This window comes from Pseudonocardia adelaidensis (assembly GCF_039543345.1).
GTDB classification, from domain to species: Bacteria; Actinomycetota; Actinomycetes; order Mycobacteriales; family Pseudonocardiaceae; genus Pseudonocardia; species Pseudonocardia adelaidensis.
On record NZ_BAABJO010000004.1, the window covers coordinates 49,614 to 75,225 of the forward strand.

Here is a 25,612-nt window from a genome sequence, read left to right on the forward strand (position 1 = left end):
TCACCTCCCCCGGAAGACGGGCGGCCGCTTCTCGGTGCGGGCGAGCCGACCCTCGGCGAAGTCCTCGCTCACCCAGCACCCCTCGAACGCCGCGTCCAGCTGCTTGCCCAGGAGCTCGTCGAGCCCCGGTTCGAAGACCTCGTTGAGCACGCGCTTGGAGTAGGCCTGGGTGAGCGGTGCCAGCTCGGCCATCTGCCGCGCCCAGGCCACGGCCTCGTCGGTGGTACCGGCCAGGTCCGCGAGCCCGCCGGCCAGGGCGGCGTCCGCCTCGATCTGGTCGCAGGCCAGCAGCAGCCGCCGGGCCACCCCGTTGCCGGCCAGCAATGCCAGCCGGCGGATGGTCCACGGGTCCACGGCGAGCCCGAGGCGTGCGGTCGGCACGGCGAACCGGGCCCGCGGCGCCACGACCCGGAAGTCCGCGGCGATCGCCAGCTGGGTGCCGGCGCCGATGGCCGGGCCGTTGACCGCGGCCACGACCGGTACCGGGGCGTCCGTGACGGTGTGCAACATGCCGTACAGCGCGTCCCGGAAGTCCGCGGTGTACACCTCGTCGAGGTCCGCGCCGGAGCAGAAGCTGCGGCCGTTGCCGGTGAGGACGATCGCGCGCGCCTCACCGGCCACGGTGAGCTCGCCGACCGCCGTTCCGAGCCGGTCGCAGAGCTCGATGTTCAGGGCGTTGTGCTTGTCGGGCCGGTCGAGCGTGACGACGGCGACCCTCCCCTGCCAGGAGAGGTCGATCACGGTTGAAGCTCCTTCCAGACGCTCCCGGGGCTGATCGGCAGCGTGTCGACGTCGATCCCGAGGGCGTCCCGCACGGCCCCCGCGAGCACGGCGCTCGGCCCGAGGGTGCCGCCCTCCCCCACCCCGCGGACCCCGAGCGGGTTGGCCGCCGGCCGCGACACGTGACCGATGACCATGTCCGGGACCTCGGCACTGGTGGGCATGAGGTAGTCGAGCAGGGTGCCCGTGGAGAGGTTGCCGGCGTCGTCGTAGACGAGGTGCTCGTACATCGCCCCGCCGATGCCCTGGGCGATGGCCCCGGCGATCTGGCCGTCGACGATCTGCGGGTGCATCGCCCGTCCGGCGTCCTCGACGCACACGTACCGCAGGATGCGCAGCTCGCCGGTGGCGCGGTCGACCTCGACGGCCGCCACCTGCGCGCCGGCGGCGAAGGCACCGCGGATCGGGTCGTAGAACGCGGTGGCGTCCAGGCCGGGCTCGATACCCGCCGGCAGCCGGTTGGACTCGAGGTAGGCCACCCGGGCCACCTCGGCGACCGTGATCTGCGGCTTCGGGTCACCGCGGACGAAGACCTCGCCCCCGACGACCTCCAGATCGTCCTCGGCCGCCTCGATCAGGTCCGCGGCCAGCCGGACCAGCTTCTTCCGCACCTCGAGGGCGGTGTTGTGGGCCGCACCGCCGCCGATGACGGCCTGCCGCGAGGAGAAGGCCCCGAAGCCCCACAGCGCCTCGTCGGTGTCCCCGATGCGGACGTCGACGTCGTCGTAGCCGACCCCGAGCGCGTCGGCGACGATCTGGGCGATCATGGTCTGCGAGCCCTGGCCCTGGGACGTGATGCCCGAGATCACGGTGACCCGCCCGTCCGGGTTGACCCGCACGGTGCAGGCGTCGTGCCCGGTCCGGAACGGCATCCGCGGGCCGGCGCTGGCGGCGCGGCCGAGCCCGGTGAGCTCGTTGTAGAGCGCCACGCCGATGCCGAGCGGGTTCTCGCCTGCCTCCCGGCGGCGGGCCTGCTCGGCGCGGAAGGCGGGGTAGCCCAACGCCGCGAGGGCCTTGTCGAGGCACTCCCCGTAGTGGCCGGAGTCGTCGACCAGGCGCGAGGGCATCGTGTACGGGATGTCCTCGGGCGTGATCACGTTTCGCCGGCGGATCTCGATCGCGTCGAGGCCGAGCCGGGCCGCGGCCGCGTCGAACACCGCCTCCATCGCGAACACGCTCGCCGGCCGGGCGACCCCGCGGTACGGGCCCGACGGCGCGGTGTTGGTGGCCACCCCGCGCACGGTGCAGCGGTAGTTCTCGAGCTTGTACGGCCCGGACAGGAGCCCGCCTGCCATCAGCGGCTCGATGCCGGCGGTCCACGGGTAGACCGAGTACGCCCCGACGTTGCAGGTCACATCCGCCTCGACCGCGAGCAGCGTGCCGTCGGCGGCGAAGCCCGCCTTCATGAGGTAGCGGTGGTCGCGGGCGTGGGTGGCGGCGAGGAGGTGTTCGGCCCGGTCCTCCACCCATTTGAGCGGGGTCCCCGGCATCTGCCGCGCCATCAGGCACAACGCGACGTCCTCCGCGTACAGCACGGACTTCACCCCGAATCCGCCGCCCACGTCGGGAGCGACGACCCGGACCTTGCCCTCGGGCAGGTCCAGCAGCTCGGCGATCATGTTCCGCACGATGTGCGGCACCTGGGTGCCGTTCCAGAAGGTCAGCTTGCCGTCGGCGGCGTCCCACAGCGCGACGCCCGCCCGGCACTCCATCGGGTTGCCCGCGTGCCGGTTGGTGATCAGCTCGCGCTCGACGACCAGGTCGGCTGCCGCGAAGGCGTCCGTGACCGAGCCGGCGTCGAAGGTGCGCTGCAGCAGGACGTTGTCCGGCGCCTCCGGATGCACCGGTTCCGCCGGTTCCACCCAGGCGCAGACGGTGGCGGGCAGCGCCTCGTACTCGACGTCGACCAGCTCCAGCCCGTCCTCGGCCCGGTACCGGTCCGCGGCGACGACCGCGGCGACCGGCTCGCCGGAGTAGCAGACCTTCTCGTGGGCGAGGACCGGCTGGTCGGTCTCGACGTACGAGGGCAGGGCGGACTGCGCCCGCAGCGCGACGTGCGCGAAGTCCGCACCGGTGAACACCCGGTGCCCCGCCTCCCGCGCCGCGCTCGCGTCCACACCGGTGATCCGGGCGTGCCCGTACGGGCTGCGCAGGAAGGCGACGTGCCGCATCCGGGGCAGCTCGATGTCCGAGACGTACCGGCCGCGCCCGGTGATCAGCCGCTGGTCCTCCTTGCGGCGGACGTTGCGACCGAGCGCACCTGCCGCCCTCTCCGCTGCCATCTGCTCCTCCTCGCCGAAGTGTCGCCGACCGGGGTGGTCACGGCATCGCGTAACCGCCGTTGACCGATACGACCTGCCCGGTCGTCCAGGACGACCGCGGCGAGGCCAGCAGCAGCACCATCGGCACGATGTCGTCCGGGCGCCCGACCCGGCGCAGCGGGTACTGGGCGAGGATCTTCTTCATCTGCTCGGCCTCCGGCGTGCCGGCGTGCGCGTCGAAGTTGTCCGTGCGCACCAGCGCCAGCGAGACCGCGTTGGAGCGGATCCCGAAGCGGGCGAGCTCCTTCGCCAGCGAGCGGGTCAGCCCGACGGTTGTGGAGCGGGCGGTGGCGGTGACCAGCAGCCCGGACTCCCCGACCCGCCCCGAGTCGCCCATCAGGTTGACGATCGAGCCGTTCTGGCGCTCGGCCATGCGCTTGGCCACGGCGTGCGTCAGCTGCAGCGTGCCGGTCACGGTCACGTCGATCTGCGGCGCCCAATCCTCGGGGGTGGACTCCAGGAAGCGTTGCTTCTTGGTGACCGCCGAGTTGTTGACCAGCACCTCGATCGGTCCGAGCTCGGACTCGGTGCGCTCGACGATCGCCGCGACCGCCGCGGCGTCCCGCAGGTCCCCGCCCACGGCGATCGCCTCGACGCCCAGCTCGGCGGCCTCGGCCGCGGACTTCTCCGCGCCCTCGGCGGAGGAGTTGTAGTGGAACGCGACGTTCGCGCCCTCGTGGGCGAAGCCCAGCCCCAGCGCCCGGCCCAGGCCCTGGCCCGCCCCGGTGACCAGGACGTTCTTCCCCGCAAGCTGAAGATCCACGACGTTCTCCCCTATCCGATCTGCTGAAAGGTCCGATTGCCGGACGCCGTGACGACGCGACCGAACCGCAGTCCCGGGAAGTGCGCGCCGACGACGAGGTCCGTGGAGTCCGCCACCTCGTCGGCGATGGCGTTGCGCACCGCCCGCGCGGCGACGGGGTCGACGTCGAACACCGCTTCCCAGTCCCGCTCGTGCAGCTCCACGACCGAGTGCACGACGTCGCCCAGCAGCAGGGCCCGCTCGTCGCCGTCGGACACGACGTACACGGTCGAGCCGGGCGTGTGCCCCGGGGTGTGCCGGGCGCTGATGCCGGGCGCGATCTCCCCGTCGGTGTCGAAGGGCTCCAGCCGCTCGCGCAGCGGCGAGAGCTTGCGCACGGCGCCGGGCTCGGCGTCCGGCGAGTCGACGAAGTGCGCCCAGTCCGCCTCGTGCACCCGGTAGATGGCGTGGGGGAAGACGACCTCCCCCTTCTTCGTCGCCCAGCCCACGTGGTCGAAGTGCAGGTGGGTGAACACGACGTCCGTGACGTCCGCCGGGCTCACCCCGAGCCCCTCGAGGGACTCGAGGAACCGGCCGCCCGCGTACTTGCCGTTGTCGATCGTGCCGACGCCGGTGTCGACGAGCACGACCCGCTCGCCGGTGCGGACGAGGAAGCCGCCGAGGTCGAGGTGCAGCGTCCCGTGCTCGTCGAGCAGGTCGGCGTGACAGGCCCAGGCGTCCGGCACGTCCGGCCGGGTCAGGACCTCGGCCGCCGGCTCGCGCCCGACCCCGTCGAGGACGGGGACGATCTCGATCCCGCCGACCTTCACGCGCCCTCCCCCGGGGTGAGCAGGGTGCGGACCCCGCGGCCCGCCGCGAGCTCGTCGAGGGCGTGGTCGACGTCGGCCAACGCGCCGTGTCCGGTGACGAGCCCGCGCAGGTCGAGCCGCCCCTCGCGGACCCAGTCGAAGAAGCGCGGCAGGTCCGCCTCGGCGTCGACCGAGCCCGCCACGCAGCCCTTGAGGGTGCGCGCGAAGTGGAACAGCTCCAGCGGGGAGAACTGGACGGTGTCGTCCGTGCCGCCGATGCCGACGATCACGGTGGTACCGCCGCGGCGGGTCAGACCCCACGCGTCGCGGATGGTCCGCGACGAGCCGACGCAGTCGAAGGTGAAGTCCGCGCCGCGCCCGCCGGTGAGGCCGCGGACCGCCTTCTTGGTCGTGTCGTCGGCGGGCACGAAGTGCGTTGCGCCCGCGGCCGCGGCCGGCTCCTCCTTGTCCCGGTTGCGGTCCACCGCCACGATCGTCGTGGCGCCGGCCAGACGGGCGCCCTGCAGCACCGACAGCCCGACGCCGCCGAGGCCGACGACCAGCACCGACGATCCCTCGGTGACGTGCGCGGTGTGGGTGGCCGCCCCGACGCCGGTCATCACCGCGCAGCCCAGCAGCGCGGCGTCCGCGGCGTCGATGTCGTCCGGCACCGGCACCAGGGCGCCGCGCGGGACGACGGTCTGCTCGGCGAAGGAGCCGACGGTCAGGCCCGGGTACACCGGCAGGCCGTCCTCGGTCAGCGCGTAGGGCTCACCCGCGCGGCTCGAGCCGTTCTCGCACAGGTGCGGCTGGCCGTTCGTGCACGCGAAGCACTGCCGGCACGGGGTGATCCACAGCAGGATCACCCGCTGGCCCGCGGCCAGGTCCGTGACCTCGGAACCGGTCTCGACGACCGTGCCGCAGGCCTCGTGCCCGAGCACCGCCGGCAGCGGCTGGGCCAGCTTGCCGGTGGCCAGGGAGAGATCGGAGTGGCAGACGCCGGTGGTCTCGATCCGCACGCGGACGTCACCGGGGCCGACCGCCCTGAGCCGGATGGTCTCCACCGACATCGGGGCGCCGGCTTCGCGCAACACGGCGGCCCGCACCGCGTGGGGGTACTCGACCCCCACGTCCGTAGCCTGCGCGGCCTGCACGCTCACCGCTGCACCGCCTTGATCTCGAGGACGTCGGCGATGCCGTACTCGCCGATCTCCCGGCCGATCCCGGACTGCTTGTAGCCGCCGAACGGCGCTGCGGGGTTGAACGCCCCGCCGTTGACGTCCACCTGGCCGGTCTGCAGCCGGCCCGCGACCTCCAGGGCCGCCTCGTCCGGACCCCAGACAGCGCCGCCGAGACCGTAGATGCTGTTGTTGGCCAGCGCGACCGCGTCGTCGTCCGAACCCGCGGCGAGGACCGCCAGCACCGGGCCGAACACCTCCTCCTGCGCGAGCCGGGAGTCCGGGGCGACCCGGGATACCACGGCGGGACTGACGTAGTAGCCGCGCTCGGGGAGCCCGAGCGGGGAGGTCACCGTCACCGCGTCCGCGCCGCCGGCCCCGGGCTCGAGGAAGGACTCGACCTCCTTGCGCTGGTCTGCGGAGATCAACGGGCCCAGCCGCGAACCGGGCACGTACTTCTCGGCGGCGGCCGCGGCGAGCTCCTCGACCTGCTCGAGCTTCCCGGCCGGCACGATCAGCCGGGACAACGCGGTGCAGGTCTGGCCGCCGTTGAGGAAGCAGTTCGCGACCGTGATCTTGACGGCCTTGGCGAGCAGCTCGTCCGAGGCGCCGGCGAGCACCACGCTGGCGGACTTGCCGCCGAGCTCGAGGGTGACCCGCTTGAGCGACTCCGCGGCGGCGGCTGCGATCGAGCGCCCGACGGGGGTGGAGCCGGTGAACGAGACCTGGTCGACGCCGGGGTGGCGGGTGAGCAGGTCGCCCACCACGCGCCCGCTGCCCGGCACGAGGTTGAACGCGCCGGCCGGCAGCCCGGCGGCCTCGAAGGCCCGGGCGAGCTCGAACGCGGCGAGCGGGGTGAGCCCGGCGGGCTTGAGCACCACGGTGGCACCCGCCGCCAGCGCCGGGACGACCTTCACGACGACCTGGTGCAGCGGCAGGTTCCACGGCGTGATCGCCGCGACGACGCCGACCGGCTCGAGCAGGATCAGCGAGTTGCGGAGCTCGGAACGGAACTCGAAGCGCTCCAGCGCCTCGACCGTCGCGTCGACGACCGCGATCGGGGTGTCGACGTGCAGGGCGCGAGCCACCCGGGGCGGCGAGCCCTGCTCGCGGTTGATGATGTGCGCGAAGAGGTCCGCGCGCTCGGTGAGGACCTCGCCGAGGCGGCGCAGCACGGCGGCCCGCTCGGCCACCGGCGTAGCGGCCCACGGCCCGAACGCCGCCCGCGCCGCCGCGATGGCGGTCTCGACGTCCTCCGTGGACGCCTGGGTGATCCGGCCGGTGACCTCCTCGGTGGCCGGGTTCTCCACCTCGAGGTCCGTACCCCCGCCCGGGGTCCAACGGCCGTCGATGTAGAGGTCCGGCTCGTGGATCAGCTCGATCATCGGTCTCCTTGCACGTCGTGAACGGTCGTGTTCGCAGGTGTCAGGGTGGGGAGCACCAGCTGCAGCACCACGGGCGCCGCCGCGGCCCCTCTCGGCGACGGGCGGCGCGTGCGGCCCGTGCTCCGCCCCAGCAGCCACCCGGCGAGCAGCGCGAGCGCGCCGACCGCGAGCGGCACGGCCTGTGCCCTGATCACGCCGAGCATCGGCCCACCGCCGGTGGCCATCAGGTCCAGAGGCTCGACCTCGTCGACGGATGCTCGTCGCGCCTCCACACGATCCGCCGGTGCCGCATCGGGACCGGAGGTGGTGAACGGCCCGCACTCCTCGCGGCCCATCTCCTCCTCGAGCTGCTGGGCGAACCGGCCGATCAGCTTGCCGCTGACGTCGGCGATCACCCCGCGCCCGAACTGGGCGACCCGGCCGGCCAGCTCCAGGTCCGTGACCACGACGACCTCGGTGCCGGCACCCCGGGGGGTGAGCTGCAGGTCGATGGTGGCCGCGGCGTTGCCCTGGCCCCGGGCGTCCCTGCCCTCGGCGCGCAGCACCGCGTGGTGCCTGTCGTCGTCGCGTTGCGCGAACCGGGCCACGCCCTCGTACCGCGCGGTGACGGGGCCGACCTTCACCTTGACCGCACCCCGGTAGTCGTCACCGTCGACCCCGAGCAGCGCCGCACCCGGCAGGCAGGGGGCCACCCGCTCGAGGTCGGTGAGGACGGCCCAGGCCCGCTCGACCGGCACGGCCACGGTGAAGGAGTTCCTCAGCTCCATCGCTCGTTCGCACTCCTGTCGCTGACGCTCGTTGGTAGGTGGATCACCGACTCGCCGCCGGTGGGGGTGGGCCGACTCGGGTCAGGCCTTGCCGGACGTCTCGACGTCGGTGAGCCGCTGCCGCAGCTGGAACCGGAGGATCTTCCCCGAGCCGGTGCGGGGGATCTCGGTGCACTCGACGAGGCGGTCCGGCAGCTTGAACGACGACAACCGGGCGCGCGCGGTGTCGAGGACGGCCGCGTGGTCGAGCCCGCCCGGCCGGGCCGGGATCACGAACGCCACCGGCACCTCGCCGAGGTGCGGATGGGGCACACCGACCACTGCGGCGTCCTCGACCTGCTCGGAGGCCATGAGCGCGTCCTCCACCTCCGCCGGGTAGATGTTCTCCCCGCCGCGGATGATCAGCTCCTTGATCCGGCCGCTGATCCGCAGGTAGCCGTGCACGTCGCGGCGGGCGAGATCACCGGTTCGGTACCAGCCGTCGACCAGCACGGCGGCGCTCGCCTCGGGCAGGTTGTGGTAGCCGGGGGTGACGTTGGGCCCCTGGACCCAGAGCTCCCCCTCCTCGCCCTGCCGGACGTCGTCCCCCGTCGTAGGGTCGACGAGCCGGACCGAGAGCCCGGGCAGCGGCAGCCCGCAGGAGCCCATGACCCGGGTGCCGGTCGGCCAGTTCATCGTGACCATCGTCGAGGTCTCGGTGATGCCGTAGCCGTCGAGCAGCCGGACGCCGAACGCGGTCTCGAACCTCTCGTTCACCGCCGCGGGCAGGATCGCGCCCGCGGACAGGCACACCCGCAGCGCCGGAGCGCTGAGCCCCTCCTCGCCGATCCGGTCGAGCAGGTAGTGGAACATCGTCGGGACGCCGGGGAACACGGTGACGTCCCCCTCCGGCCCGCCCGCGAAGCGGGTGGTGACGTCGGACACCGAGAACCTGGGCAGGATCCGGGCGGTCGCGCCCACGGCGAACACCCCGAGGATGCAGAGGTCCAGGGCGTAGGAGTGGAACAGCGGTAGCGCACTGAGAAGTACGTCGTCCGGCCCGAGGCCGGCGATCGGCGCCCAGCAGGCGGCGACGACCCAGAAGCAGCCGCGCTGGGTGAGGTGGACACCCTTGGGCCTGCCGGTCGTGCCGGAGGTGTAGAGCATCCACGCGGTGTCATCGAGGCCGAGGCAGTCGCGCGGGGCCTCGAGCGGCGCCGCCGAGAGCAGGTCGGCGTAGGCGACCTCCTCCACCGGGCCCGTCGTGCCTGCCCCGCTCGCGTCGCCCACGACGACGACGGCGAGCAGGTCCGCCTGCGCAGCGAGGTGCCGGACCACCGGGAGGTGGGCTGCGTCGGTGATGACCACCCGCGACCCGCTGTCGGTGAGGATGTGCTCGACCTCGACCGTGGCGGCCTGCGGGTTCGCACAGACCGCCACCGCCCCGGCGCGGGGGATCGCCAGGTACGACTCGGCGACCTCCACCCGGTTGTCGAGGTAGAGCAGCACCCGGTCCCCGCGCTCCACCCCCATGCCCTGCAGGTGCCCCGCGATCCGCGCGGTGGAGTCCGCGAGCTCGGCGTAGGTGACCGTCCGCTGGTCGTCGATGTAGGCGATCCGATCGGGCCTCGCTCCGGCATGGCCCGCCAGGAACTCGGACACGGTCGCGATGTACTCCGTCCGCAGCACCAGTCCCCCTTGAGCTGATTCAGCTAGCTAACGCTCGTAAGTATGCCCTGCACGGTAGCGCCCTCCGACGTGAACGACAAGGCCAGGGCCCGGATCCGCGCCATCCCACTCGACCCTCATCGCACGATTGGCTAGCGTCCGTTAGCGGTCGACCGCTCGGCCGGGAGGTTAGGGTTGGGGAATGCCGCCAACGGACACACAGTCCGCGGCGCCGGAGGCGCGGCAGACGGTGACGAGCGAGGCCGTGCTCGACGCCGCCCTCACACTGTTCGCGGAGCGCGGCTACCACGGCACCGCGCTGAGTCAGATCGCCGAGCGCCTGGGAATCCGCACGCCGAGTCTGTACAACCACATGCGGTCGAAGCAGGAACTCCTCGAGACCCTGGTCGCCGCGACCCTTCGCGACGTCCTGACGGATTTCCACGGGGCGGTGGCGGACAGCGAGGATCCGGTCGTCCAGCTTCGCGCCGCGACCAGGGTGTACGCGCTGCGCCACGCCACCCACCGGCGCGAGGCACTGGTGGTCAACCGGGACACGACGAGCCTGCCCGAACCCGCCCTCACCGAAATGCGGGAACGGCGACGCGAACACGAGCGGGCGATCCGGTCGATCATCATGCGCGGGATCGAATGCGGGGCGTTCGCCGTCGGCAACGCCGGGCTCGCCTCCTTCGCGATACTCGAGATGAGCGTCAGCATCGCCCGGTGGTTCCGCGAGGACGGCCCGCGCACCGCGGAGCAGGTCGCAGACGAGTACGCGGAGTTCGCCCTGCGGATCTGCCGGTACCGCGGATGACCAGAGCCACGCCCCGGAACGCCGTGAGCAGCCGGACGGTGCTGGATACGGCGTTGACGCTCTTCGCCGAGCGCGGTTACCACGGCACGGCGCTGAGCCAGATCGCCGAGGCGCTGGAGGTGCGCACCCCGAGCCTCTACAACCACATGACGTCGAAGCAGGAACTGCTGCGGACGATCGTCGACGCCACCGTACGAGGAGTGTTGGCCGATTTCCGGCAGGCGACCGAGGGGCGAACGGAGCCGGTCGACCGGCTCTTCCACGCAGTGCTGGTCTACGCCCGACGGCACGCCACACACCGGCGCGAAGCGATCGTCGTCAACCGGGACACCTCGAGCCTCGAGGAGCCGTTCCGCTCGCAGATGCAAGAGCTGCGCCGCGAGCACGAGCACGCCCTGCGGCAGATCATCAGCGACGGCGTGACCGCGGGCAGGTTCACCGTGGACTCGCCGGCCCTCGCCTCGTTCGCCATCCGGGAACTCTGCGTCAGCATCGCGCGGTGGTACCAGGACGACGGGCCGATCGGCCCCGACCAGGTCGCCCGTGAGTACACCGAATTCGCGTTGAGCATCGTCGGCGTAGGGATCCGCTAGGAGGGTCCTGAACAACTCCGGCCGTAGCGAGCGTGCGCAGTAGGCCCGAGTTGTTCAGGGCGCTCCTGGAGCCAGCGCGGTGCCGGGCGGCGCAGTCCTACTTGTAGGCGATCGCTGCCGATGCGGGCCCCGCCAGGGGAACGACCTCCACCGAGCGGAAGCCGACCTGCTCGCACCACCCGCGATAGTCGCCGCCGGTGAAGTCGAAGGCGTCACCGAACTCGATGAGCATGTTCAGCGACATCATCAGTCCGAAGACGTTCTCGCGGCGGTCGTCGTCGATGAGGTTCTCGACGGCGACCAGCGCGCCGCCCGGCGGCAGGGCCCGGTACGCCGCGCGGATGAGGTGCAGCTTCCGATCGAGGTTCCAGTCGTGCAGGATCATGCCCATCACGATCACGTCCGCCTCGGGCAGCGGGTCGACGAGGAAGTCGCCGGACGCGGTGGCCACCCGGTCCGCGACGCCGGCGGCCCCGATGGCCCGGCGAGCGATGGGCTCCACCGCCGGTAGGTCGAAGCTGGTGCAACGCAGGTGCGGATGGTGCTGCGCCAGGATGATCGAGAGCTGCCCGGTGGCGCCGCCGACGTCGCAGACGGTCTGGTAGCGGGACAGATCGAGCTTCTCGGCCAGCGCGTGGAAGTTGCCGGCCGAGATGCCCGACATGGCGTTCATGAACTGTTCGAGGCGGGCGGGGTCGGCGTAGAGCTCCTCGAACATCGGCCGCCCGGTGTGTTTGATCTCGTTCTGCGGGCGGCCGGTCCGCAGCGCCTCGGTCAGGTTCCCCCAGAAGCCGTACAGCCGGGCGTTGCTCATCTCCAGGAAGCCGCCGATGTACCGCGGGCTCGTTGCGTCGAGGAACGCCGCGGTCGCGGTGGTGTTCCGGTAGGACGCAGCCGACCCCGAGCCGTCACGCTCGAGCAGGCGCAGCGCGACGAGGCCGTCGAGGAAGTCGGCCACGGCCCGGGAACGCAGGTCGAGCCTGTCGGCCAGTTCGCCGGCAGTGCCGGCGCCGGTGCCCAGGGCGGTGAACACGCCGAGCTCGACCGCGGTCAGCAGCGTCTTGGACGGCCAGAATCCCATCCCGACCTGCATGATCAGTGACGGGTCGGGGTCGTCGACCGGCCCGTGCTCATCGGTCACCGACCTGTCGGCCGCGTCAGTCATCGGTTCCTCCCTGCTGCCGGACAACCTCGGATGGATGACCGGCTCGGCGGCGCAGGCGATGACGACCTTCATCACCGACCCGCCCCTCGGCACCACCGCGCAGAAACTGGCCGGCGGCGGCCAGCGGCTGCCCATCGAGCAACACCAGCCACGTCCCGCAGGCGCAGCGGGCATAGGCCACCGTGCCCGCAGACGTCTGGTGCGCGGACCGCAGCCGCCAACCCCCTGCCGTGCGGTGGTCGCAGGCAACGCGCGGGACGGGCCACGGCCCGGCGGGCGGAACCTCCATCGCTTCCTCCTGTCTTCGGCTGGCGCGGCCCCACCGCCCGAGCATCGATTCATCGACGACCGCGACGACGTCGCGTACCGACCCGGCGCGCACGACGGCGGTGGGGCGCCGGTCGACCGCCAGGTGCCAGGCCTGGTGTGCGGCGTCCCGGTCGGGGTCGCCGGGGCGGGCCGGGGAGCCGTCGAGGCCGGCGGCGAGCCGTCCGAGGTCTGCGCGCGGAACGGTGGAGGTGCTCACGTCGGTGTCCTTCCGGATGGTGGGGGCGTCAGACCAGGGCGGCGCGGCGCAGGGCCACCGCGGCGAGGCGCTCGAGCTGTGCGGGGTCCGCGGCGCAGGGCAGGACCATGACCTCGTCGGCGCCGGCGGCCGCGAAGCCCGCCAGCCGCTCGTGCACCTGCGCCTCGGAGGTGGCCGCGGATCCGACGAGGTAGCCGGCGATGTCGCGGCCGAGCCAGGTGTAGTAGCCGCCGACGGCGTGCTCGACCAGGTGCGGCGCGTCGTCACCGAGCGCGGCGTAGAAGATGGCCATGGCCGCGGGAGTGCCGGGGCGGCCGGCCGCGGCCCAGCAGTCGCGCACGACCTCGATGCCCGCGGCGAAGTCGGCCGGCGTGCCGACCATCATCGTCCAGCCGTCGCCGTGCCGAGCGGCGCGCGGGCCGGCGTGCCGGGCGGCGCCGCCCAGCAGCACCCGGGGGCCGCCGGGACGGGCGGGTGCCGGGCCGATGTCGGTGCCCTGCCAGATCCGGCGCAGCTCGCCGAGCTGGGCGTCGAGCATCCGGCCCCGTTCGCGGGTCGGCAGCCCGCAGGCGACGAAGTCGTCGTCGCGGGCGCCTGGGGCGAGGCCGAGGGTCAGTCGCCCGCCGCTGGCCCGGTCCAGGCTCGCGGCCTGCTTGGCCAGCATCCCGGTGTTGCGCAGCGGGGCGATCACCACGTTGGTCACCAGCTCGATCCGCTCGGTGACCGCGGCGGCCATGGCGAGGGCCAGCAGCGCCTCGTAGCTGTCGTAGACCACGCGGTCGGTCACCCCGAGGGAGTCGAAACCGAGCTCCTCGGCGCGCTGCGCCCAGCCGACCAGCCGGCGGCCCCCGGTGCCGGGGATGACGTTGGGCAGGCCGATGCCGATCTTCATCACGTGCTCCAGCCGTCGTGGGTGGTTGCGGTGACGACCATGGCGGCGCGCCGGCGCCGTTCCCATCCCGCGAGACGCCGGTCGCGGCGGCGGTGACCCCCTACAGCCGGGGGGTTGTCCACGCGGTGACCTGGCCCGACCATCGACCCAGGCACACCGGTCGGTGCGGCCCGCGACCCGGAGGACGAGGACGGCTGCGATGGCGGTCACCGCAAGTAGCGAACGCCAGGTGGAGGCGCTCGTCGCGAGCTGCGCCGCGCCGGGCGACAGCATCGAGCTGTTCGACTCCGTCTCCCACCGGCTGCGCCGGATGGTGCCCTTCGACGGAGCGGCCTGGTTCGCCACCGATCCGGCGACGACGTTGGCGACCTGCCCGGTGCGCATCGAGAACGTCGAGGCCGGGCACTGCGAGTCCTACTGGGACCGCGAGTTCCTGGTCGAGGACTCGCTGTTGTTCCGCGACCTGGCCCGCGGTTCCCGGGGTGCGGGTACCTTGTTCGCTGCGACGGACGACCATCCCGCCCGCAGCGCCCGCTACCGGGAGTTCCTCGCCCCGCAGGGCTACGGCGACGAGCTACGCGCGGTGTTCCGGCTCGGTAACGCCATCTGGGGCGTGCTCGACCTGTTCCGCGAGCGCGGCCGTGAGCCCTTCTCCGAACACGAGGTCGACCTCATCGCGGGCATAGGCCCGGCGTTGGCGGCCGCGCTGCGGGCCCGGGCGCTGACCGAGCCGACTCCGGGTGCGGCGCCCGACATCGACGGGCCCGGCACCGCGCTGTTCGACACCGCCGGGGCCCTGTGCTCGTTCGATGAGCAGGCGGACCACTGGTTCACCGAGTTGGCCGGCCCCGGCTGGGACGGCGACGAGCTGCCCCCGCAGCTCGCCATCGTCACCGCCGTCCTGGCCCGCGCCCACGCGGTGGCGGCAGGGCGCGACCGCGGACCCACGTCGGCCCGGCTGCGCTCGGCGTCCGGGCGCTGGCTCGCCGTGCACGCGTCGTGCCTGCGCACGCCCGGCGGCCGGCCCGGTCCCGTGGCGGTGGTCGTCGAACCGGCGAAGTCGGCCCAGGTCGCCCCGATCATCGTCGAGGCGTACTGCCTGACGCCCCGCGAGCAGCAGATCACGCAGGCGGCGGCCCGAGGGTTGTCGAACCCGGAGATCGCCGCGCGCCTGCACCTGTCCACGCACACCGTGCGCGATCACCTCAAGGCGGTCTTCGGCAAGGTCGGCGTCGGCAGCCGGGGCGAGCTGGTGGCCAAGCTGTTCGCCGAGCATTACCGGCCGTCCCTGCACGCGGCCGGGGCGCCGGTCACGCACGTGCAGTACTGATCCGCGCCATCGGTGACGGCGGCGGGCCAGCTCGAACGACGCCACGGCAGCCGCGCCGGCCACTCCCGGTGACTCGACGTCGTTGTGCTCCGTGGCGCCCGGCACGCCGTCGACCTACCTGGCCTCGGCGCCGCTGCAACACGACGTTCGGCGTGAACGACCCCGGCACGGGCGGCTCCGCGCCGTGGTGGTTGCCGTCGGGCTGATGCCGTTGTGGGCTGAGCGGATCCACACTTGTACTTCTGGATCACCGAGGTCCTGAACCACCCGATCAGCCAGGACCTGCTGGCCGGCGACCTGACCCGCCTGGCCCTCGTCGCCAAGGACAGCGGACTCGTCCGTCGCGTCGCTCCGCAGCGACGGCGAGGTCGACGTCGGAGACCTCATGGGCGCGCTCGTCGTAGCTCAGGGGCGGCTGGGCCAGTGGGCCGGGCGTAGCCGGCGCACGTTGCCATCGCCAGGGTCACCGGCCAACACCACGTCCTGCGGTGCGCCATGATCGTTCCTCTCGGTGTGAGCAGCGACGCGATGACGGCGATCGGGAAGCCGTCGAATCGACACCCCGCGGATCCGGGACCGGTCCGCTACGGTCACCCGGACGGGTTCGGGGGGCTCCGTGGCTGTTGGTGAGGTGATCGCCGGGCGATACCGCCTCGTCGCCGAGATCGGCTCGGGCGGGATGGGCGAGGTGTGGCGCGCCGAGGACGAGGAGACCGGCGGCATCGTCGCGCTGAAGCGGGTCCGTCTGGCCCATCTCGCCCCCGGCGAGCGCGAGCGCGCCCGGGAACGGTTGCGCGCGGAGGCGAGGATCGCGTCCCGGCTGGAGCACTCGCACATCATCACCGTGCACGGGCTCGTGGAGCACGACGGCGAGCCGTGGCTGGTGATGGAATACGTTGCCGCGCCGAACCTCGCCGACCTCTCCGCCGGGGGTCTGCCGCCGCGCCGGGTCGCCGGCATCGGTGCGCAGGTCGCCGAGGCGCTCGCCTACGCGCACGGCACCGGCGTCCTGCACCGCGACGTCACGCCGCGCAACATCCTCGTGGGCGACCGCGAGCACGTCACGCTCACCGACTTCGGGATCTCGAAGGTCGAGGGTGAGGACACGATCGGCACCGGAGGTCGGCCGTTCGCCGGAGTGGCCGCCTACCTCGCCCCCGAGGTGGCGAACGGGGTGAGGGGCGGCGCGAAGGCCGACGTGTTCGCACTCGGCGCCACGCTGTACTCAGCTGTGGAGGGGCGCTCCCCGTGGGGCGACGGGGACCTCGTCCCGACCCTCGCCGCCGCGATGAGGGGCGTCGTGGACGCGCCCCGCCGGGCCGGCGCCCTCGGCCCGGTGCTCGTGCGGATGCTGCAGCGCAGGCCCCGCGACCGGCCCACCGCGGCGGTGGCCGCGCAGCTGCTCGCGCAGGCGGCGGACGGCGCGCAGGCCGGCAGGCGGTGGTGGCCCTGGGTCGCGGTGGCCTCGGCCGTCGCCGTGGTCGTCGCGACGGCAGTGATTCTGTGGCCATCTCCGCCGGCATCCGTCGCCGCGGCGCCGGGACTGGGCGATCCGGCCACCGCCGACCCGTGCGGGTTGATCCGCCCCGAGCCGTTCGAGCGGTTCGGCCGGGCCACGCTGGAGACCGACTACGGCAGCTTCGACCGCTGCGACGTGATCGTGGAGTCACCGGAGTCGGAACTGAACCGGTTCGGCACCCGGGTGCAGTTCGTGAACTCACCCGCGGGGCTGCCGGACGGTGTGCGCGAGGAGCACGACGGGATCCTGGTCGTGCGCAGCGGCCCCATCGACGACCAGTGCGGCCGCGCCCTGCGCCTGCCCGACGGGCACGACGTGCGCGTCGTCACGCGGGCCGAGCGCGGTGTACCACCGGACCTGTGCGCCGTCGCCGACGTCGGCACTGAGATCGCCCTCGACGTGCTCACCCGCGGGCCGGTGCCCCGCCGCCCGGTGCCGTTCGACCCCACGTCGCTCGCCGCCGTCGACGCGTGCGGGCTGCTCGACGCCGCGACCGTCGCTACGGTGCCGGGGCTCGAGGCGGCCCAGCCCGACCCCGGATTCGCGGGCTGGGAATGCGACTGGGAGAGCCCGAAGCCCGGCTCGACCATCGACATCTACTACGACCGAAACGACGGCCTCGATGAGGACGGCGGCACCAGGACGCAGATCGCCGGGCACGACGCCGTGGTGGATGCCGACGAGGACGTCTCCGGGTGCGACGTCGCGATCCTGCACCGCCCCTACCTCGACCCTCGCGGCGACCCGTCCGACGAGCTGCTCAACGTGGAGGTGGAACAGGTGGGCTACCAAGGGGACATCTGCGCGCTCGCCACCGCGGTGGCCACGGTGGCCGTCGAGCGGCTACCGGCCACGCCGTGACCGAGCCGATCCGGGACCCATCCCGGGCGTCGATGGCAGGCTCGCACCCGTGGAGACGGCCGGGAGAGGGAGGCGCAGCCTCGTGCACGGAGTCGACCCCGCCGTGCCGGGCACGCTCGTCGCGCAGTCGATCGGCGACTCGATCAGCGTCGGCCCCCAGGAGGGTCGGGTGGTCCTCTTCGGCCGGCAAGCCGACGAGGTGCACGTTTGCGTCGGCGGCGACGACCAGTGGGTGAGCAAGAAGCACGGCCGCCTCGAGCACGCACAGGGCCACTGGACGGTGCGTGCCACGGGACGGCGTCCGATCCGCCTGCCGACGGGGGAACTCTTCGCCGGGGCGGACCCGGTACCGCTGACGGACGGGTACACGCCGCTCTTCATCCTCGGCGGCGGGAACCGCCAGCACCTGCTGGAGGTGTACGTCGTGGGCAGCGACGGGCAGCGCCCGACCGCGCGCCACGACCACGAAACGATGAGTCCACCCGTGTGGCCGCTGACCGACGGCGAACGGCTCGCCCTCATCGTCCTCGGCCAGCGCTACCTGCGCCACGAGCCCTACCCGCAGCCGCTGTCCTGGTCCGAGGCCGCGGCGGTGCTCGCCCAGCTGGACCCGCACGGCGGGTGGCGCACGAAGACGGTGGAGCACCGGGTCGCGAAGGTACGCCAACGCCTGCACCGGCACGGCGTGTTCGGGCTGGTCGCCTCGGAACTGCCCCAGCCGATCGGCAACCAGCTCAACGACCACCTGATCCGCGAGCTCATCCGCTCCGCCACCCTCGTCCCCACCGACCTGCAGCGGCTCGACGAGTGGGCGGACGGCTGAGCGCACCGCCGCCACGAGCAACGACCCGCCGCCGTCACTCCTACCTGGAACCGCCTTTCGGGCTGTCAACGCGGACCTCTTGACGAATCGTCGAGTCGTGAGCACACCCGCGGCGACGGCGGCGGCACCTCCGCACAACTCCACGGGGATCGCGGGCCCGAACGATTTGACGAGCGTCGAGGAGGACGTGAAGGCGGCGATCGCGAATTCCACACCCACGTCCGCCAACTCGCCTGTGTCGGACGGCGGCATCGTCATTCCTCGGCGCTCGCCAGCCGGTGGGCGAGCAGAGCGAGCATCAGGTCGGCGCGGACCAGCGCCGCGGGCTTCTCGGCCCCGAGCAGTTCGAGGATGCGCTGCAGGCGGTAGGACGCGGTGTTCTCGTGGATCCCCAGCGTCCGGGCGGCCGCGCGCTGCGACAGGCCCGCCTCGAGGTAGGCCACCAGAGTCTCCAGCAGGACCGGGCGGTCCAGCAACGGACCGAGCCGCGCCCGGACCAACCGGCGCGCCGTCACCGGGTTGTCCCGCAGCAGCACCTCGGGCAGCACGTCCTGGTAGAAGACCGTCGACCGGCGGAGCCCGAGGGTCAGCGACACCTCCGTGGCAGCCACCGCCTCCCGGCACGAGGCACCGATCTCGCCGAGCCGCGGACGCGGGTCGCCCACCCCGATCACGGCCGGCAACGGCAGCTCGGGGCGCCGCGCCGCGCGGGCGAGCGCCGCCGGCAACCCGCCGGCGTCGGCCGCGAGCAGGACGACCATGCCACGGTGGTAGCCGGTCATGGTCCGGCCGTGGGCGTGCGGCTGCACGTGCTCGAGGAGGACCCGGTGCGACCGGGCGAGCCCCGCGGAGTCGGCGCGACCGACCGCCAGGACGAGTGCGCGGTGCGGGCGGCCGACGTCGACACCGGTCATCGCCGCCTGGCGCTCGACCTCCACCGCCGCGAGCGGCTCCCCCGCGGCCAGCCGGGACACCAGGTCGATGGACTCCTGGCCGGACTCGCCGGTGGCGGCGGCCTGGGTGCGGCGGTAGGACGCGACCGAGGCATCGGTCAGGGTGTCCACCGCGACCGCCAGCCGTTCGGTGACCCGGCGACCGGCCTGCAGGTCCGGGCTGTAGGCCTGGAGCAGCCTGGCGGCCAGCTCCCGTTCCGCCGTGTGCCAGGACCGCAGCACGGCCTCGAGCGGCACGCCCTGGGCGGCCCGGCGCTCCCCCAGCCGGATCGCCGGTTCCAGCTCGGCGCCCTCCGGCCGGCGATCGGCCAGCACCGCCGCGAGAAGCGTGTGCACGTTGCTCACGACCATCTCCGAGAGCTCCTCGGCCTCCATCCACGCCGACTCGTAGCCGGGCAGGTGTTGCCAGATCTGGTCGGTCAGCTCCCGCCCGAGGGCCTCGGACTCCTCGAGCAGGCGACGTGCTGGTTGTGGAACGTCCACAACACCAGGATGACCGAATCCCGCCCGTTCCACGTGTTCCACAAACCGTGTCGCCGTCACCATTGCGGGATCAGCTCCGAGGCCCGGAGGCCACCATGACCGCAGCCGACCACCCACCACCGCTCGCCGACGACGCGGACCCACCCTCCACGCTCGCCGACACCCTCCAGGACCACGCGCTGGAGCCGGTCCCCGCCGCCGAGCGCAAGAGCGTGATGCAGCTGGTCATCGTGCAGATCGGGTGGAACATCAGCGTCTCGAGCTTCCTGGTCGGCGGCGTCGTCGGCGGCGGGACGACCTTCAGCGAGGGGCTGCTCGCGATCCTGCTCGGCAACGTGCTGCTGGTGGCCGTCGCCTACCTGATCGGCATGGTCGGTTTCCGCACCGGGCTCACCAGCTACCTCGCCTCGCGCGCGGTGTTCGGCACCCGCGGCTCGATCATCGTCACCATGCTGCTCGGCGTGGTCGCGATGGGGTTCATCGGCGTGCTCGCCGACACCTGGGGCACCGCGGTCAACAAGCTGATCCCGGCCGTTCCCGGGTGGGCGTTCGTGCTCGCGTTCGCCCTGGCGATCACGAGCACCGCGATCTTCGGGTTCAAGGGCCTGCAGCGCTACTCGGCGATCGCGGTGCCGATCGAGATCGCGATCGCGCTGCTGGCGCTGGTCGCGATCGCCCGCACCGAGGACGGCTTCGCCGGCGTCGTCGCGGTGGTACCGGCGGCCGGGATCGGGTTCGGCGCGGCGGTCGGCGCCGTGATGTCGACCTGGATCACCGGCGCGGCGCTGGTCAGCGACGTCACCCGCTACGCCCGCAGCGGCCGGCACGTCCTGCTGGGGGTGATCGCCGGCTTCGTCGTGGGCGCCGGGACCTTCGAGCTCATCGCGACGCTGTCCGCGATGAGCGTGGGCAACAGCAACTTCGTGGTCGTCATGCAGAGCCTCGGGCTGCTGGCGCCCGCGGTGGTGATGCTCGTCCTCGCCCTGTGGAACACCGCCGACAACAACCTGTACTCGGCGTCGCTCGCCTTCACCAGCGCCTCGGACCTGCTGGGCTTCCGGGTGCCGAAGTGGGTGTGGACGATCGTGGCGATCGTCATCGCGGTCCTCGTGGCCCTGTCCGGCGCCGCCGCCCAGTTCGGCGTGTTCCTCGGGGTGGTCGGCGTCGTCGCGCCGCCGTTCGCCGGGGTCCTGATCGCGCACTTCTGGCTGGTCGCCCGGGGGGTCAGCGGCGCCCGGTTGCTGAGCGAGGCGCCGACCGTGCGCTGGGAGGCGCTGCTCTGCTGGCTCGTCGCATCGCTGCTCGCCTGGTCCACCGGGTTCCTGCTGACGGACGCGATCGAGGGCCTGGTCGCCGGCGCCGTCCTCTACGGGATCGTCGGATCGCTGCTGCGCTCCCGGCAGACCGAAGCCACGTCGGTGAGCAGCGCATGAGGTTCGGGTTGGGCGTGCCCACCGGTACGGAAGGTCTCATGTACCCGGTGCCGTACGCGGACGCGACGCAGGCCGTCGCGCTCGCGGTCGAGGCCGAGCGGCTCGGCTTCGAGTCGGTGTGGGCGAACGACCACGTCACCACCCAGCACTACGTCCGCGCCGAGTTCGACGAGGCGCCGCGGTACTACGACCCGTTCGGTTACCTCTCGTTCGTCGCCGCCCGCACCCAGCGGGTCCGGCTCGCCACCGCGATCATGGTGCTGCCGTTCCGGCACCCCGTCGTCGCGGCGAAGCAGCTGGCGACGCTGGATCAGCTCTCCGGCGGCCGGGTCGTCGCCGGGGTCGGGATCGGCGCGTACCGGGAGGAGTTCGAGGCGATGCACCCGGACGAACGGTTGCACCGCGGCGAGCACGCCGGTGAGGCCATGCAGGCCCTCGACGCGCTGCTGACCCGGCGGCGTTCCTCGTTCGACGGGCGCTGGGTGCGCTACCGGGACGTGGAATGCAGCCCGCTGCCCGTCCAGCAGCCACTCCCGATCCTCTCCGGTGGCAACGCGCCCGCGTGCCGGCGACGGGCTGCGCGCTACGGCCACGGCTGGCTCCCGGCCTGTCTCACCCCGGCCGAGGCCGCCGCCGGATACGCCGAGATCCGGGCCGAGGCCGAGCAGGTGGGCCGCGACCTGCCCGCCGGGTTCGAGGTGGCGCTGCAGGTCGCGGTCTGCGTCGGTGCGACGTGTGAGGAGGCCGAGCGCCGCTTCGAGGCGTCGCAGCTGGCCGCGCACATGCGCTCGCTCTCGCGCTCGACGCTGAAGGACCAGAAGGGCGGCGGGTTCGCCGAGCGCAACCTGATCGGCACCGTCGACGACGTCGGCGAGCAGATCGAGGCCTACGCCGCCGCCGGGGTCACCACGATGGCGGGTCTGCTGTTCGCCGCCGACACGGTCACGGAGACGTTGGAGATGATGGAGCAGTTCAGCACGACGGTCATGCCCACGCACGTCCAGGGGCCGGCCCGATGACGGCACACACCCTCGGGCTACCGGTTCGGCCTGTCGTCGACCTGCACCGCCTCGCAGGCGAACGGCTCTACCGGCTGCGCCGTGCGCTGGCCACCGAGCACCTCGACGCGGTGCTGCTGACCTCGCCGGAGAGCGTCTCGTACGCCACCGGGTACGTCAGCGTCGGCAGCGTCGTCTTCCGTGGCTGGCGCGCGGCGGCGCTGATCACGATGGACGACGCGCTGCTCGTCCTGCCGTCGGCCGACATCGCCCCGGCGGTCGACGCCGGGTTCCCCGTGGACCGGGTGGTGCCGTTCGGCCGCTTCTACTTCGAGTCCGCGACCGCGGACCCGGTCGCGGAGGCCGCGGATGTGCACCCCGACCTGCCGGCCGCCACGGGTACCGCACTGCACCGGGCCGGACTGCGGCCGGGCACCCGGGTCGGGGTCGAGGACCTGGCGGGCAACTCGGCCCTCGCCGCGGCGCTGGACGGACTCGACGCGGTCGAGGCGGGCCAGGTGATGACCGCGGTCCGCGCCGTCAAGCTGCCCGGGGAGGTCGAGCTGCTGACGTACGGGGCCCGGCTGGTCGACGCCGGCATCGACGCCGCGCTGGCAGCAGCCGGTGCCGGGATCACCGAGCTCGAGCTCGCGGGCGTCATCGGCGCCACGATCTCGGCGGGCGGCGGCCTTCCCCGCTTCATCGTCTCCACCACCGGCCCGCGCACCGCACTCGCCGACGCCCCGGCCACCGACCGGGCCTGGCGAGCGGGCGAACTGGCGCGGTTCGACGTCGGCTGCACCATCGACGGCTACTGGGCCGACATCGGACGCACCGCCGTGCTCGGTGAGCCCGACGCACAGCAGGCGGCCCGCTACGCCGCCATCCTCGCGGGCGAGGACGAGCAGTTCCGCCGGGCGCGACCCGGCATCACCGCGGCCGAGGTGTTCGACGCCGCCGTCGCGACCGTCGAGCACGGCGGCATCCGGCCCTACCGCCGCCACCACTGCGGCCACGGCATCGGCCAGTCGGTCTACGAGGCGCCGATCATCTCCCCCGCGGTCGACACGCCCTTGCAGGCGGGCATGACGTTCTGCTTCGAGACGCCCTACTACGAGGTCGGCTGGGGCGGGATGATGGTCGAGGACCTGGTCCTGGTCACCGACGACGGCGTCCGGGTGCTCACCGATGCCGACCGGGACCTGCGGGTGGTGGCTGCATGAGCCTCGGCTGTCTGCGCTGCGCGCGCGAGTACCCGGAGCCCGCGCTGGAGCTGCTCGGTGCCGGGTGCCCCGCCTGTGCGGCGGACGGTGTGCCCGCCAACGTCCTGCCGGTGCTCGACATCGCCGGCCTGCGCCGCGAACCACCGGCGCTGCCCCGGAGCCCCGGGGAGCCGGGCCTGTTCGTGCACCGGGAGCTCCTGCCGCTGGATCCCGGCACCCCGGCCGTCAGCCTCGGCGAGGGCGGGACACCGGTCGTGGACCTGCCGGAGCTGGCCCGCGGGGTCGGCGTCGCCAGGCTCCTGGTGAAGGACGAGACGCGCAACCCGACGTGGTCGTACAAGGACCGCCTGGCCGCGGTCTCGGTCACGAAGGCCACAGAGCTCGGCGTGGACACGGTGGTGGTGTGCAGCACCGGAAACCACGGCGCCGCCGTCGCCGCCTACGCCGCGCGGGCCGGCCTGCGCTGCGTCGTCCTCACCCTGGCGAGCGTGCCGCAGGCGATGAAGACCCTGATGGGCGTGTACGGCGCGACGGTCGCGGCACTGCGGACCGGGCCCGAGCGGTGGGCCCTGATGCGCGAGCTGGTGGCCGAGCGGGGCTGGATGCCCATGTCCGGCCACGCCGACCCACCCGTCGGCTCGCCCTCCTACGGCATCGACGGGTACAAGACGATCGCCTACGAGCTGTTCGAGCAGCTTCCCGGCGTGCCCGATGTGGTCGTCGTGCCCACCGCCTACGCCGACGGCCTGACCGGGATCGCCCGCGGGTTCGACGACCTGTGCACCCTCGGGCTGGCCGACCGCGTGCCGCGGCTGCTCGCTGCCGAACCGTTCGGGCCGCTGCGGTCCGCCCTCGCCGCGGGGACGGAGCGGGCGGGCCCGGTCCCGGCCGCGCCGTCGGTGTCCTTCTCGATCGCCTCGCCGGTCGGCACGTACCAGGGGCTGCGGGCCCTGCGGCGCAGCGGCGGCGGGGCGGTCGCGGTGCCCGACGACGAGACGGTGCTCGCCGCGCAGCGCAGGCTCGGACGGCACGGGCTCTACCTCGAGGCCTCCTCGGCGATCACGCTCCCCGCCCTGGAGGCGTGGCAGCGCGCCGGCCTGGTCGGCCCCGAGGACACGGTCGTGCTCGTCGGGACCTCGACCGGGCTGAAGGACGTCGGCGCAACAGCGGCCGGGTTGCCCGCGGTCCCGCTCATCGAGGCCAGGCCCGAGGCGTTGGACACCGTCCTCGAGCGCGCCGACGCACCGCTCGCCCGGCAGGCCCCGTGAGGTGGGCGTACTCGCTGTCGGGCGCCCGTCCGGCCGGCGCGGCCGTCGAGCTCGCCCGGGAGGTGGAGCGGCTCGGGATCGACGAGGTCTGGGTCACGGAGGACTACTTCGAGCGGGGCGCGTTCGCCCTGGCCGGCGCCCTCGCTGCGGCCACCGAGCGCGTGCGGATCGGGATCGGGGTCGTCAACCCGTGGACGCGCCACCCGGTGCTGACCGCCATGGAAACCGCGGCGCTCGACGAGATCGCCCCCGGCCGGGTGCTGCTCGGCCTGGGCGCGTCCAACGCCCGGTGGATGCAGGAGCAACTGGGGATCCCCTTCGAACACCCGGTGCCGCGGCTGGCCGAGGCGCTCGACATCGTCCGCGCCGCCTTGGACGGGCGGCCGGTGCGCCACGACGGCGACGGGTGGCGGGTGGACGCCCGACTCGGCTACCGGGACGGAGCGTCCGCGATCCCGCTCGTCGTCGGCGCGAAGGGGCCCCGGGCGCTGCGGGCAGCGGCGAGCCGCTGCGACGGGGCGCTGCTGTCGATCCTGTCCGCTCCCGCCTACGTGGCGTGGGTGCGCGACCTCATCGGACCCTCGCTGCGGCTGTGGTCCTACGTCACGGTGCACCTGGATCCGGACCGCGACCGGGCCCGGGCGGTCGCGCGCCCCCTGGTCGCCCGCTACCTCGGCGTGCACGGCGAGCACCTGATCACGCGCATCGCGGGAATGGAACCAGAGCGAGCGCGGGCCTTCCGCGCCGGCTGGGCCTCCGGTACGCCCCGGACCGACCTGGTGACCGACGCCGACCTCGACCGGTACTGCGCAGCCGGCGACGAAGATGACGTGCGCCGCCACCTCGCCAGCCAGGCGGCAGCCGGGCTGGACGTCGCTGTGCTCCGCGACACCGGACGCCCCGACGCCGCCGCCGAGCTGAGTGCCGTCCTCGCGCTCGTCACGGACAACGCCTCCCACAGCAGCTGACCGCGCCGACACGGGAACGCCGGTGCAGGACGGCCGCACCGTCTCCCGGTCGCACCGGCGAACTCCCACTTCCCGTTCCTGGAGAACTCGCGGGCGTTCAGCACTTCCGCATCGCGGCCGAGGCACGTCGG

General features: G+C 73.3%; 22 protein-coding genes. 10 read left to right on the forward strand and 12 right to left on the reverse strand.

Features of this window, described 5'->3' with window-relative positions; all coding sequences use genetic code 11:
• The 8 genes from ABEA81_RS05915 to ABEA81_RS05950 form a co-directional block, all read right to left on the reverse strand.
• Entirely contained in the window at positions 1 to 741 is a 741-nt protein-coding gene (locus tag ABEA81_RS05915; RefSeq protein ID WP_345603771.1) for an enoyl-CoA hydratase, read from the reverse strand.
• Positions 738 to 3,062: a xanthine dehydrogenase family protein molybdopterin-binding subunit gene (locus ABEA81_RS05920; protein WP_345603772.1), complete on the reverse strand. Its 2,325-nt coding sequence runs from the start codon at positions 3,060 to 3,062 to the stop codon at positions 738 to 740. The genes ABEA81_RS05915 and ABEA81_RS05920 overlap by 4 nt, the downstream gene beginning before the upstream one ends.
• Positions 3,063 to 3,099: 37 nt before the next feature.
• Positions 3,100 to 3,864, reverse strand: coding sequence for an SDR family NAD(P)-dependent oxidoreductase (locus tag ABEA81_RS05925; protein WP_345603773.1), 765 nt, complete (start codon positions 3,862 to 3,864; stop codon positions 3,100 to 3,102).
• An 11-nt stretch (positions 3,865 to 3,875) separates the two neighbouring features.
• The gene (locus tag ABEA81_RS05930; RefSeq protein WP_345603774.1) at positions 3,876 to 4,673 is read right to left on the reverse strand and encodes an MBL fold metallo-hydrolase; all 798 of its coding nucleotides are present in this window, start codon (positions 4,671 to 4,673) and stop codon (positions 3,876 to 3,878) included.
• Positions 4,670 to 5,812 (reverse strand): alcohol dehydrogenase catalytic domain-containing protein, encoded by a 1,143-nt coding sequence (locus ABEA81_RS05935; protein WP_345603775.1) that lies wholly within the window; start codon positions 5,810 to 5,812, stop codon positions 4,670 to 4,672. The genes ABEA81_RS05930 and ABEA81_RS05935 overlap by 4 nt, the downstream gene beginning before the upstream one ends.
• Positions 5,809 to 7,215 carry an aldehyde dehydrogenase family protein gene (locus tag ABEA81_RS05940; RefSeq protein WP_345603776.1) on the reverse strand — a complete coding sequence of 469 codons (1,407 nt, stop codon included), beginning with the start codon at positions 7,213 to 7,215 and terminating at the stop codon, positions 5,809 to 5,811. The genes ABEA81_RS05935 and ABEA81_RS05940 overlap by 4 nt, the downstream gene beginning before the upstream one ends.
• Complete coding sequence (locus ABEA81_RS05945) at positions 7,212 to 7,982, reverse strand: SRPBCC family protein (RefSeq protein WP_345603777.1); 771 nt, start codon at positions 7,980 to 7,982, stop codon at positions 7,212 to 7,214. The genes ABEA81_RS05940 and ABEA81_RS05945 overlap by 4 nt, the downstream gene beginning before the upstream one ends.
• An 81-nt stretch (positions 7,983 to 8,063) precedes the next feature.
• A complete protein-coding gene (locus tag ABEA81_RS05950; protein WP_345603778.1) occupies positions 8,064 to 9,650 on the reverse strand; it encodes a class I adenylate-forming enzyme family protein in 1,587 nt (528 codons plus the stop codon).
• 181 nt (positions 9,651 to 9,831) lie between these two features.
• Between ABEA81_RS05950 and ABEA81_RS05955 the strand changes: the two genes are divergently transcribed.
• Both ABEA81_RS05955 and ABEA81_RS05960 read left to right on the forward strand, forming a co-directional pair.
• Positions 9,832 to 10,446 carry a TetR/AcrR family transcriptional regulator gene (locus ABEA81_RS05955; RefSeq protein WP_345603779.1) on the forward strand — a complete coding sequence of 205 codons (615 nt, stop codon included), beginning with the start codon at positions 9,832 to 9,834 and terminating at the stop codon, positions 10,444 to 10,446.
• The gene (locus tag ABEA81_RS05960; protein ID WP_345603780.1) at positions 10,443 to 11,039 is read left to right on the forward strand and encodes a TetR/AcrR family transcriptional regulator; all 597 of its coding nucleotides are present in this window, start codon (positions 10,443 to 10,445) and stop codon (positions 11,037 to 11,039) included. The genes ABEA81_RS05955 and ABEA81_RS05960 overlap by 4 nt, the downstream gene beginning before the upstream one ends.
• 97 nt (positions 11,040 to 11,136) lie before the next feature.
• Here the strand turns inward: ABEA81_RS05960 and ABEA81_RS05965 are convergent, their stop codons facing one another.
• The 3 genes from ABEA81_RS05965 to ABEA81_RS05975 are packed head-to-tail and all read right to left on the reverse strand — an operon-like array spanning position 11,137 to position 13,622.
• Positions 11,137 to 12,204, reverse strand: coding sequence for a methyltransferase (locus ABEA81_RS05965; protein ID WP_345603781.1), 1,068 nt, complete (start codon positions 12,202 to 12,204; stop codon positions 11,137 to 11,139).
• Positions 12,197 to 12,730, reverse strand: a complete 534-nt coding sequence (locus ABEA81_RS05970; protein ID WP_345603782.1) for a hypothetical protein — start codon at positions 12,728 to 12,730, stop codon at positions 12,197 to 12,199. Before ABEA81_RS05970 ends, ABEA81_RS05965 begins: the two co-directional genes overlap by 8 nt.
• Positions 12,731 to 12,758: 28 nt before the next feature.
• On the reverse strand, positions 12,759 to 13,622 hold the full coding sequence (locus tag ABEA81_RS05975; RefSeq protein ID WP_345603783.1) for an LLM class flavin-dependent oxidoreductase: 864 nt from the start codon (positions 13,620 to 13,622) through the stop codon (positions 12,759 to 12,761).
• 199 nt (positions 13,623 to 13,821) lie between these two features.
• On the opposite strand from ABEA81_RS05975, the gene ABEA81_RS05980 reads away from it, so the two are divergent.
• From ABEA81_RS05980 to ABEA81_RS05990, 3 genes are all read left to right on the forward strand, one after another.
• Complete coding sequence (locus ABEA81_RS05980; RefSeq protein WP_345603784.1) at positions 13,822 to 14,952, forward strand: helix-turn-helix transcriptional regulator; 1,131 nt, start codon at positions 13,822 to 13,824, stop codon at positions 14,950 to 14,952.
• A 616-nt stretch (positions 14,953 to 15,568) separates the two neighbouring features.
• Positions 15,569 to 17,332 (forward strand): serine/threonine-protein kinase, encoded by a 1,764-nt coding sequence (locus ABEA81_RS05985; protein WP_345603785.1) that lies wholly within the window; start codon positions 15,569 to 15,571, stop codon positions 17,330 to 17,332.
• Between the two features lie 82 nt (positions 17,333 to 17,414).
• Positions 17,415 to 18,155, forward strand: coding sequence for an FHA domain-containing protein (locus tag ABEA81_RS05990; protein WP_345603786.1), 741 nt, complete (start codon positions 17,415 to 17,417; stop codon positions 18,153 to 18,155).
• Positions 18,156 to 18,409: 254 nt separating this feature from the next.
• On the opposite strand, the gene ABEA81_RS05995 is transcribed toward ABEA81_RS05990, so the two are convergent.
• Positions 18,410 to 19,591, reverse strand: coding sequence for a PucR family transcriptional regulator (locus tag ABEA81_RS05995; protein WP_345603787.1), 1,182 nt, complete (start codon positions 19,589 to 19,591; stop codon positions 18,410 to 18,412).
• Between the two features lie 95 nt (positions 19,592 to 19,686).
• On the opposite strand from ABEA81_RS05995, the gene ABEA81_RS06000 reads away from it, so the two are divergent.
• From ABEA81_RS06000 to ABEA81_RS06020, 5 genes are read left to right on the forward strand one after another with little or no spacing between them, the layout of a single operon-like run.
• Complete coding sequence (locus tag ABEA81_RS06000) at positions 19,687 to 21,024, forward strand: purine-cytosine permease family protein (RefSeq protein ID WP_345603788.1); 1,338 nt, start codon at positions 19,687 to 19,689, stop codon at positions 21,022 to 21,024.
• Positions 21,021 to 22,043 (forward strand): TIGR03619 family F420-dependent LLM class oxidoreductase, encoded by a 1,023-nt coding sequence (locus ABEA81_RS06005; protein ID WP_345603789.1) that lies wholly within the window; start codon positions 21,021 to 21,023, stop codon positions 22,041 to 22,043. The genes ABEA81_RS06000 and ABEA81_RS06005 overlap by 4 nt, the downstream gene beginning before the upstream one ends.
• On the forward strand, positions 22,040 to 23,245 hold the full coding sequence (locus ABEA81_RS06010; protein WP_345603790.1) for a Xaa-Pro peptidase family protein: 1,206 nt from the start codon (positions 22,040 to 22,042) through the stop codon (positions 23,243 to 23,245). Before ABEA81_RS06005 ends, ABEA81_RS06010 begins: the two co-directional genes overlap by 4 nt.
• The gene (locus tag ABEA81_RS06015; RefSeq protein WP_345603791.1) at positions 23,242 to 24,513 is read left to right on the forward strand and encodes a threonine synthase; all 1,272 of its coding nucleotides are present in this window, start codon (positions 23,242 to 23,244) and stop codon (positions 24,511 to 24,513) included. The genes ABEA81_RS06010 and ABEA81_RS06015 overlap by 4 nt, the downstream gene beginning before the upstream one ends.
• Positions 24,510 to 25,481, forward strand: a complete 972-nt coding sequence (locus ABEA81_RS06020; protein WP_345603792.1) for an LLM class flavin-dependent oxidoreductase — start codon at positions 24,510 to 24,512, stop codon at positions 25,479 to 25,481. Before ABEA81_RS06015 ends, ABEA81_RS06020 begins: the two co-directional genes overlap by 4 nt.
• The last annotated feature ends 131 nt before the right edge of the window (positions 25,482 to 25,612 follow it).

What these genes read in the sequence shown, in the direction of transcription:
- ABEA81_RS05960 (WP_345603780.1), top strand. Translation starts at nt 10,443, where the DNA reads ATGACCAGAGCCACGCCCCGGAACGCCGTGAGCAGCCGGACGGTGCTG.
- ABEA81_RS06000 (WP_345603788.1), top strand. Translation starts at nt 19,687, where the DNA reads ATGACCGCAGCCGACCACCCACCACCGCTCGCCGACGACGCGGACCCA.
- ABEA81_RS05945 (WP_345603777.1), bottom strand. Translation starts at nt 7,982, where the DNA reads ATGGAGCTGAGGAACTCCTTCACCGTGGCCGTGCCGGTCGAGCGGGCC.
- ABEA81_RS05965 (WP_345603781.1), bottom strand. Translation starts at nt 12,204, where the DNA reads ATGACTGACGCGGCCGACAGGTCGGTGACCGATGAGCACGGGCCGGTC.
- ABEA81_RS06005 (WP_345603789.1), top strand. Translation starts at nt 21,021, where the DNA reads ATGAGGTTCGGGTTGGGCGTGCCCACCGGTACGGAAGGTCTCATGTAC.
- ABEA81_RS05980 (WP_345603784.1), top strand. Translation starts at nt 13,822, where the DNA reads ATGGCGGTCACCGCAAGTAGCGAACGCCAGGTGGAGGCGCTCGTCGCG.
- ABEA81_RS05975 (WP_345603783.1), bottom strand. Translation starts at nt 13,622, where the DNA reads ATGAAGATCGGCATCGGCCTGCCCAACGTCATCCCCGGCACCGGGGGC.
- ABEA81_RS05940 (WP_345603776.1), bottom strand. Translation starts at nt 7,215, where the DNA reads ATGATCGAGCTGATCCACGAGCCGGACCTCTACATCGACGGCCGTTGG.
- ABEA81_RS06010 (WP_345603790.1), top strand. Translation starts at nt 22,040, where the DNA reads ATGACGGCACACACCCTCGGGCTACCGGTTCGGCCTGTCGTCGACCTG.
- ABEA81_RS05920 (WP_345603772.1), bottom strand. Translation starts at nt 3,062, where the DNA reads ATGGCAGCGGAGAGGGCGGCAGGTGCGCTCGGTCGCAACGTCCGCCGC.
- ABEA81_RS06015 (WP_345603791.1), top strand. Translation starts at nt 23,242, where the DNA reads ATGAGCCTCGGCTGTCTGCGCTGCGCGCGCGAGTACCCGGAGCCCGCG.
- ABEA81_RS05955 (WP_345603779.1), top strand. Translation starts at nt 9,832, where the DNA reads ATGCCGCCAACGGACACACAGTCCGCGGCGCCGGAGGCGCGGCAGACG.